The sequence below is a fragment of the Flavobacterium sp. genome (assembly GCF_029242675.1).
GTDB lineage: Bacteria > Bacteroidota > Bacteroidia > Flavobacteriales > Flavobacteriaceae > Flavobacterium.
On record NZ_JAQWTM010000403.1, the window covers coordinates 1 to 7,023 of the forward strand.

General features: G+C 34.3%; 6 protein-coding genes. 5 read left to right on the forward strand and 1 reads right to left on the reverse strand.

Features of this window, described 5'->3' with window-relative positions; genetic code table 11:
- The 5 genes from P8M54_RS14930 to P8M54_RS14950 all read left to right on the forward strand — a co-directional run.
- A partial coding sequence (locus P8M54_RS14930; protein ID WP_300288814.1) for a TonB-dependent receptor occupies positions 1-1,255 on the forward strand: 1,255 nt, incomplete at its 5' end.
- A 123-nt stretch (positions 1,256-1,378) separates the two neighbouring features.
- The gene (locus P8M54_RS14935; protein ID WP_300288816.1) at positions 1,379-1,864 is read left to right on the forward strand and encodes a thioredoxin family protein; all 486 of its coding nucleotides are present in this window, start codon (positions 1,379-1,381) and stop codon (positions 1,862-1,864) included.
- Between the two features lie 875 nt (positions 1,865-2,739).
- On the forward strand, positions 2,740-3,885 hold the full coding sequence (locus tag P8M54_RS14940) for a lycopene cyclase family protein (protein ID WP_300288818.1): 1,146 nt from the start codon (positions 2,740-2,742) through the stop codon (positions 3,883-3,885).
- Positions 3,886-3,995: 110 nt separating this feature from the next.
- Positions 3,996-4,406 (forward strand): BrxA/BrxB family bacilliredoxin, encoded by a 411-nt coding sequence (locus P8M54_RS14945; RefSeq protein WP_300288820.1) that lies wholly within the window; start codon positions 3,996-3,998, stop codon positions 4,404-4,406.
- 235 nt (positions 4,407-4,641) lie between these two features.
- Complete coding sequence (locus P8M54_RS14950) at positions 4,642-5,250, forward strand: hypothetical protein (protein ID WP_300288822.1); 609 nt, start codon at positions 4,642-4,644, stop codon at positions 5,248-5,250.
- Between the two features lie 790 nt (positions 5,251-6,040).
- On the opposite strand, the gene P8M54_RS14955 is transcribed toward P8M54_RS14950, so the two are convergent.
- On the reverse strand, positions 6,041-7,023 hold a 983-nt coding region (locus tag P8M54_RS14955; protein ID WP_300288824.1), incomplete at its 5' end, for a DUF3656 domain-containing protein.

A 7,023-nucleotide genomic window follows, 5' to 3' on the forward strand; every position in this document is an offset into this window, starting at 1 on the left:
CGACCAAGTATATGGAGAAAGTATTTATACCAAACGTTGGGAGCTATTGGGCGCCTACGAGTTACCTACGGTAGAAAAAATGTTGTTTTCGTTCTCTTATACGGATCACGACCAAAACTCGGTTTACGGAGACATTCCGTATCTAGCCCAACAGCACATCGGTTTTGGACAATTGACTTGGGATAAAAAAATAAGTAATCACGATTTGCTTTTTGGAACTGCTTTGCGCTATCAATACTACAATGATAATACCACTGCAACAATAACCGAAGATGTAAACTGGATTCCGAGTTTGTTTGTTCAAGACGAAATTGCTTTTAACGACAACCATAATATATTGCTAGGTGCGCGTTACGATTACAACGACAATCATGGAAGTATATTTACTCCTAGGTTTGCTTATAAATGGAAAATCAATGATAACAATATTTTTCGCTTCAATACCGGAACAGGTTTTAGAATCGTGAATCTTTTTACCGAAGAACACGCCGCACTAACAGGGTCGAGAGACGTTATTGTTCTTGAAGCCTTAAAACCAGAACGTTCTATTAACGCCAATATTAATTATCTAAAAAAGATTTACACTAATAACGGAAACTTCATTGGTCTAGAAACTTCAGCCTGGTACACTCGTTTTAGTAATTCGATCATCCCCGATTATGATACCAATCCAAACCAAATTATCTATCGGAATTTAGATGGTAAAGCTGTCACTAAAGGAATTAGCACCAATATTGACTTTGTTTTTAACAATGGATTAAAAATGATTCTGGGTGCTACTTTTATGGATGTTTCCAAAACAGAAAACGGCATCACTACTAACCAAATACTAACCGAAAAATTCTCGGCTACTTGGGCAATTTCGTACCGCATCAATACATTATTTCTTGATGTTGATTATACTGGAAATGTTTACGGACCAATGCGTTTGCCATTATTGGGAGACTTAGATCCAAGACGGGAATATTCGCCCACATGGAGTATTCAAAATATTCAGTTTACCTTTAACAAACTCAAAAATATTGAAATTTACGGCGGTGTAAAAAACCTATTGAACTGGACACCTAACACAGGGAATCCCTTTATTATCGCTAGAGCAAACGATCCATTTGACCGCAATGTACAATTTGATGGAAATGGAAATGTCCAAGCTACGCCAGATAACCCTTATGCCCTCAGCTTTGATCCCTCTTATGTGTATGGACCCAATCAAGGCATACGTGGTTTTTTTGGATTGCGTTATACTTTGAAATAATTGTCTACTTATCTAGTTCAATGATTTTTAAAACATATAAGTCATATAAGTTTACTGGTTTTAAGCATAACTACAGAGACTATCCTATTTAAAATTATACATTTCAAAAAAAACAGCACTGATATGCATTACCTATTAACTAAAAAAACTGCGCTTACATTTTTGTTTCTGTTGACCGTTATCACTTCTGGCTTTGCACAATTAAAGAGGTATACTTTTGCGGAAGCAGAGCAATTATCAAAACAGAACCCAAAACCTATTGTAGTTTTCGTCCATACCTCATGGTGTACCTATTGCAAGCTTATGGAAAACAGTACCTTTAAAAACAAAGAGGTCGTTACGGCCTTGAATACTAATTTTTACTTCGTGTCCTTTGACGCCGAGACTAAGGAGCCAATTACCTATCAAGGCCACAGCTTTTACTTTAAGCCCAACGGAACAAATACCGGAATTCATGAGTTGGCCACGGCCTTGGCTACCATAGATAATCAAGTTGTTTACCCAACTTTAACCATTTTAGGAACAGATCAATCGATACTATTTCAGCAGCATTCGGTTATTCGAGCTAAGGAAATGCTTTCCATTCTGTACAAAGCAAACGGTCTTTAGATAATGCGATGCTGACTTTTATTTAGATTAAAATCTGAAGTACTATCTACCAAATCTGCGCGCATTGTTTTTTCACGCAGATTTTCACAGATTTCACAGATTTTCAAAAAAGCTAGATAGCATAAAAAAAATTAGCACCGATTAATTCAAATACAATTGTATTTTAAATTAATCCTTTATAAAATCTGCGGGCATTGTCTTTTCACGCAGATTTTCACAGATTTCACAGATTTTCAAAAGAGCTAGATAGCACTAAAAAATTAGCACCTATTAATTCAAACACAATTGCATTTTAACTTAATCCTTTATAAATGCTAAAATCTATGGCTAAATCAAAAACCTTTCGCCACAGATTAAAAAGATTACCACAGATTATTTTTTAATCAATATAACTAGAAGAAAAATCCTTTACAAATCCTAAAATCTGTGGCTAACTAAAAAACCATTTACCGCAAATTAAAAAGATTACCACAGAGTATTTTATACTTAATGTAACCAGAAGAAAAATCCTTTATAAATCCTAAAATCTGTGGCTAAATCAAAAACCTTTTGCCACAGATTAAAAGATTAGCACAGATTAATTTATAATTGATATAACCACAAGAAAAATCCTTTACAAATCGTACAATCTGTGGCAAAATCAAAAACCTTTTGCCACAAATTAAAAAGATTACCACAGAGTATTTTATACTTAATGTAACCAGAAGAAAAATCCTTAATAAATCCTAAAATCTGTGGCTAACTAATAAACCAATGCCATACGTTTTACAAACTCATTACCCCAAATAAATACTATAAAAAATAGCTTATTATAATTTTGGCTACAGCTTAAAAAATAATATCCCTATTTTTGGGATAAATTTCGAAAACCCTATATGAAACACTACGATTACATTTTTACTGGCTCCGGTTTAGCCGCTTTGATGACAACCTACAAAATGGTGCTATCAGGAAAATTCAAAAACAAAACTATTTTGCTATTGGATGAAAACAGTAAAAAAACGAATGATCGTACCTGGTGTTTTTGGTCGAAAGAAAAATCCATTTGGGAACCAATCATCTCTAAAAAATGGGCTTCGGCTTTGTTTGCTAATGAAAACTACCGTCGTGATTTGACGCTACAACCCTACCAATACAACCGCGTTTTAGGATTGGATTTTTACAAACATGTGTTTGATACCTTATCAAAAGAAAACAACATTACTTTTTTAAACGAAAAAGTAACCGACATTAATGAGCTAAAAAACCATGTATACGTTGCTACGGACAAAGCAGAGTTCACTTGTTCAACCGTTTTTAATAGTATTTACAACAAGGCTGCAGCCGAAACACAAACTAAGTTTCCCGTTTTACAACAGCACTTTATTGGGTGGTTTGTAAAAACAGAGGAAGCCGTTTTAAATCCAACTCAAGCGACATTCATGGATTTCTCGGTTGCCCAAAAAGGGAACACACGCTTTATGTATGTACTACCTACTTCACCAACCGAAGCATTACTTGAATATACCTTGTTTTCGCATGACCTTTTGGCGAAAGCCGAGTACGAGAATGCTATAAAAGAATACCTCGACAAATTAGGAGTTACTAACTATGAAATTATCGAAAAAGAGCAAGGAAGTATTCCCATGACCTGCTACCCTTTTTGGAAAAAAAACACGCAAAAAGTATTGAATATTGGAACCGCTGGAGGCTGGACCAAAGCAAGCACAGGCTATACTTTTAAAAACTCCGACAAATACTCGACGCAATTGGTGGCATTCCTAGAACAAGGTAAAAATGTACAACAGTTTCATCGCAAAACAAAGTTTTGGTTTTATGACTTGCTACTTTTGGACATACTTGATCGAAAAAACGAATTGGGTTCTAGTATCTTCTCGGCAATGTTTAAAAAAGGAAGTCCGGCGGTAATTTTTAAGTTTTTAGATGAAGAAACATCATTTTTAGAAGACCTAAACGTTATTATACGCTGTCCAAAATGGCTTTTTATAAAGGCATTGTTTCATTCTAAACGGTACTTTTAAACAGTACAGCAGTTATCGAACTATAACAAAACTTTATAATCCAAAATAAGTAATTGAGTAGATTCTTTGTAACTTTGTCATTTCAAAATTAATATTTAAAATATAACGATATGTATCCACAAGACATGGTACTCCCAATGCAAGCTGAATTAACAACTGCAGGGTTTCAAGATTTACATACTGCTCAAGAAGTAGAAAACGCAATAAAAGCAGAAGGAACAACATTAGTAGTAGTAAACTCGGTTTGTGGTTGTGCAGCAAGAAACGCACGTCCAGGAGCTAAAATGAGTTTAGATGGTGCTAAAAAACCAGATCATTTAATTACTGTTTTTGCAGGAGTTGATAAAGAAGCGGTTGATGCAGCAAGACAACAAATGTTCCCTTTTCCTCCATCATCACCATCTATGGCGTTGTTCAAAAACGGAGAATTAGTACACATGTTAGAGCGTCACCACATTGAAGGTCGTCCAGCTGAAATGATCGCTGAGAACCTACAAGACGCTTACAACGAGCACTGTTAAAACTTTTATTTAAAAGTAAAGAACACAAAATTTATTTACCGCAAATTCGCAGATTATCCCTGTGAGTTTGCGGTTTTTTTGGAGCTATTTCCAGCTATTCGTTACAATCTTTTTAGTCGCTAAAAAACGCTCCTAAAAAGGATTTTCACTGCTATCTGGGCTAAGGATACTACATATAGGAAAAATAAGTATATTTGATTTACATTACTAACAATATACCTATCAGTAAATAAAAATGAAACTTAGCGACATCATACAAAAAATTATTCCATTTGGGTATACATACTTAGTAGTTCTTGGAATAATGAAAGAGAGCATTTACTATTACCAAGTGGGAATAAATATTTTGAAATATTCAAACATCATGGATATTTTAATCAGTCCAATTGCTGATCTGACTTCAACACCACTTCTTCTTATAGCGGTCATAATACTTATTTCTTTATTTTTATTAATAGGTTTATATATTTCCAAAAACCTTCATAAGGATCGGATCAAAGCAAAAGTGAATTCTAAAAAACCTTTAGCTGATATAACCGAAGAAGAAGTAAAAACATATTACAGCAAGGTTTTTATTGGAATGATCGCAGTTAATTTGTTATGCTTTTTTGTAGGAATAGGCTGGGGAGAAGGTAGTAAAGTGGCAAAAAAAATTTCCAACAATGAATTAACGTATAATTATAAAATGACCTTTGGCGATGACCAAACAAAAGAAATATATTTAATTGGCTCAAACAGCTCTAATTATTTTTATGTAGAAAAAGGAAATAAAAATATAACAATATCTCCTGTAGGATCAATAAAATCTCTAGAAATAACTAAAAATAAAAGACTGAATAAGTAATCAGTGAGTAACGAAAAATGGTACAAACTAGTTTAACTCATCCTGCACCATAGCAAATCAAACCACAAAATAAAAACATGTTAGAAAAACTATATTCAAACAAGACTGAAAAAGAATTAAAATCGTTCCTGAATATATATGCTGCAATTTTGATTGTATCCATCGTGCTCCCAATACTATTTAGTACCATTGGTTATTTCATAAGTGGAAAAATACATTTAACAAGTTTTAAACTTCTTATTGTTGTAATTCCTTGGAGTTTATACAATGCCGTTTACTTGAAAAAAAGAGTTAAAATAAATAATAAATTTTAAAATTCTATCTGGTATAGTCTAACCATCAAAACTAAAAATTATCATTCTGACCTAAGAGGAACCCAAACAACAGAATCAACAAAAAGAGATTGCTGCGCCAAATCACTAATGCTCGGATTTCGCTCCCTCAGAAGAACAAACTAAACGCATAAAAGCGCAACCAAAACACTACCTTGACATTTGTCATTCTGACGAAGGAAGAATCCAAACAACAGAAGCAACAAAAAGAGGTTGATGCGCCAATTCGCTAATGCTCGGGTTTCGCTCCCTCAGAAGAACAAACTAAACGCATAAAAGCGCAACCAAAACGCTACCTTGATATTTGTCATTCTGACGAAGGAAGAATCCAAACAACAGAAGCAACAAAAAGAGATTGCTCCTAGCTCATAAAAACAAAAAAACCACAACATTGCTGCTGTGGTTTGCCAATAATATACTTGTTTTCAAATCGTTTTATAGTTCAAAAACGATATCAACTACCGTTTCTTCACATAATCCAATTGTTCATCCTGATCTACAATTTCAAATTCGGCATCTTTTTCCCAAATTTCCATTTCACAAGGCTTGCAATTGAATTTTAACTTATACTCGTTATCGCCATGCTTTAAAGTCAACGGCTCTACAACCTTTTCTCCCATTGTTGCTCTTTGAAAACGAGCACATTTTCCTAATTCGTACTTCACGCAGTACTTGGTAGTCATGACACGAGCTTTTCCAGGATCCCATTGCAATTCGAATGCTTTTTCAATCTCGGTAACACCATGTCTTTTATAAAAAGCACGGGCTAATTTATTAGAAACGTTAAAGGTGAAATCTAATTTTTCAGTTGGATACGGAATATCTGATTTGGTGATTTGAAACTCCTCTCTATGGTACTCTTTTATCCGAATATCTATCAATTGCTCTAGTGCCGTTCTTCGAACCTCATTTACTTTCGAGATTGGTAAAAACCAGTTGCTTTCGAATTCAACTTGAATATCATCCACGATAAAAGGCGTGTTTCCTACTTTAGCTAAATTTTTACTGATATTAGGAATAACTGATTCTTCACTTTTTGCAACTTCTTTTTCAGTGACTAACGAAGCAACGCTCTTATGTCCGTCTTCATCAACTACGGTAAGCTCAAATCCGGTTGGTGTTTCCGAAAAACGAAGACTAACTCCAATTTTACGAACTGCTGCATTTTCTTTTTCAACAATGCGATTAAACTCGGCATCAGAATTACGATAAATCACCGTTCCAACAGCAATATTTTTAAACGAATTAGGAACGACAATATCATTAACAATAATATTTATTTGTACTCCATCAGCAACACCTTCCTCGTTTATAAAATACAATCCATCACCGTTGTTCAAAAGCTCATGATTTTCGATCACGTATCCATTCGCTTTTATCTCCGTAACGGCACCAATATATTGTCCTTGTGACTTTGGGCTTTCCCAATTCCCTATTTTTT

Excerpts from the sequence above, each read along its gene's own strand:
- P8M54_RS14950 (WP_300288822.1), top strand. The coding sequence starts at position 4,642 with ATGAAACTTAGCGACATCATACAAAAAATTATTCCATTTGGGTATACA.
- P8M54_RS14945 (WP_300288820.1), top strand. The coding sequence starts at position 3,996 with ATGTATCCACAAGACATGGTACTCCCAATGCAAGCTGAATTAACAACT.
- P8M54_RS14935 (WP_300288816.1), top strand. The coding sequence starts at position 1,379 with ATGCATTACCTATTAACTAAAAAAACTGCGCTTACATTTTTGTTTCTG.
- P8M54_RS14940 (WP_300288818.1), top strand. The coding sequence starts at position 2,740 with ATGAAACACTACGATTACATTTTTACTGGCTCCGGTTTAGCCGCTTTG.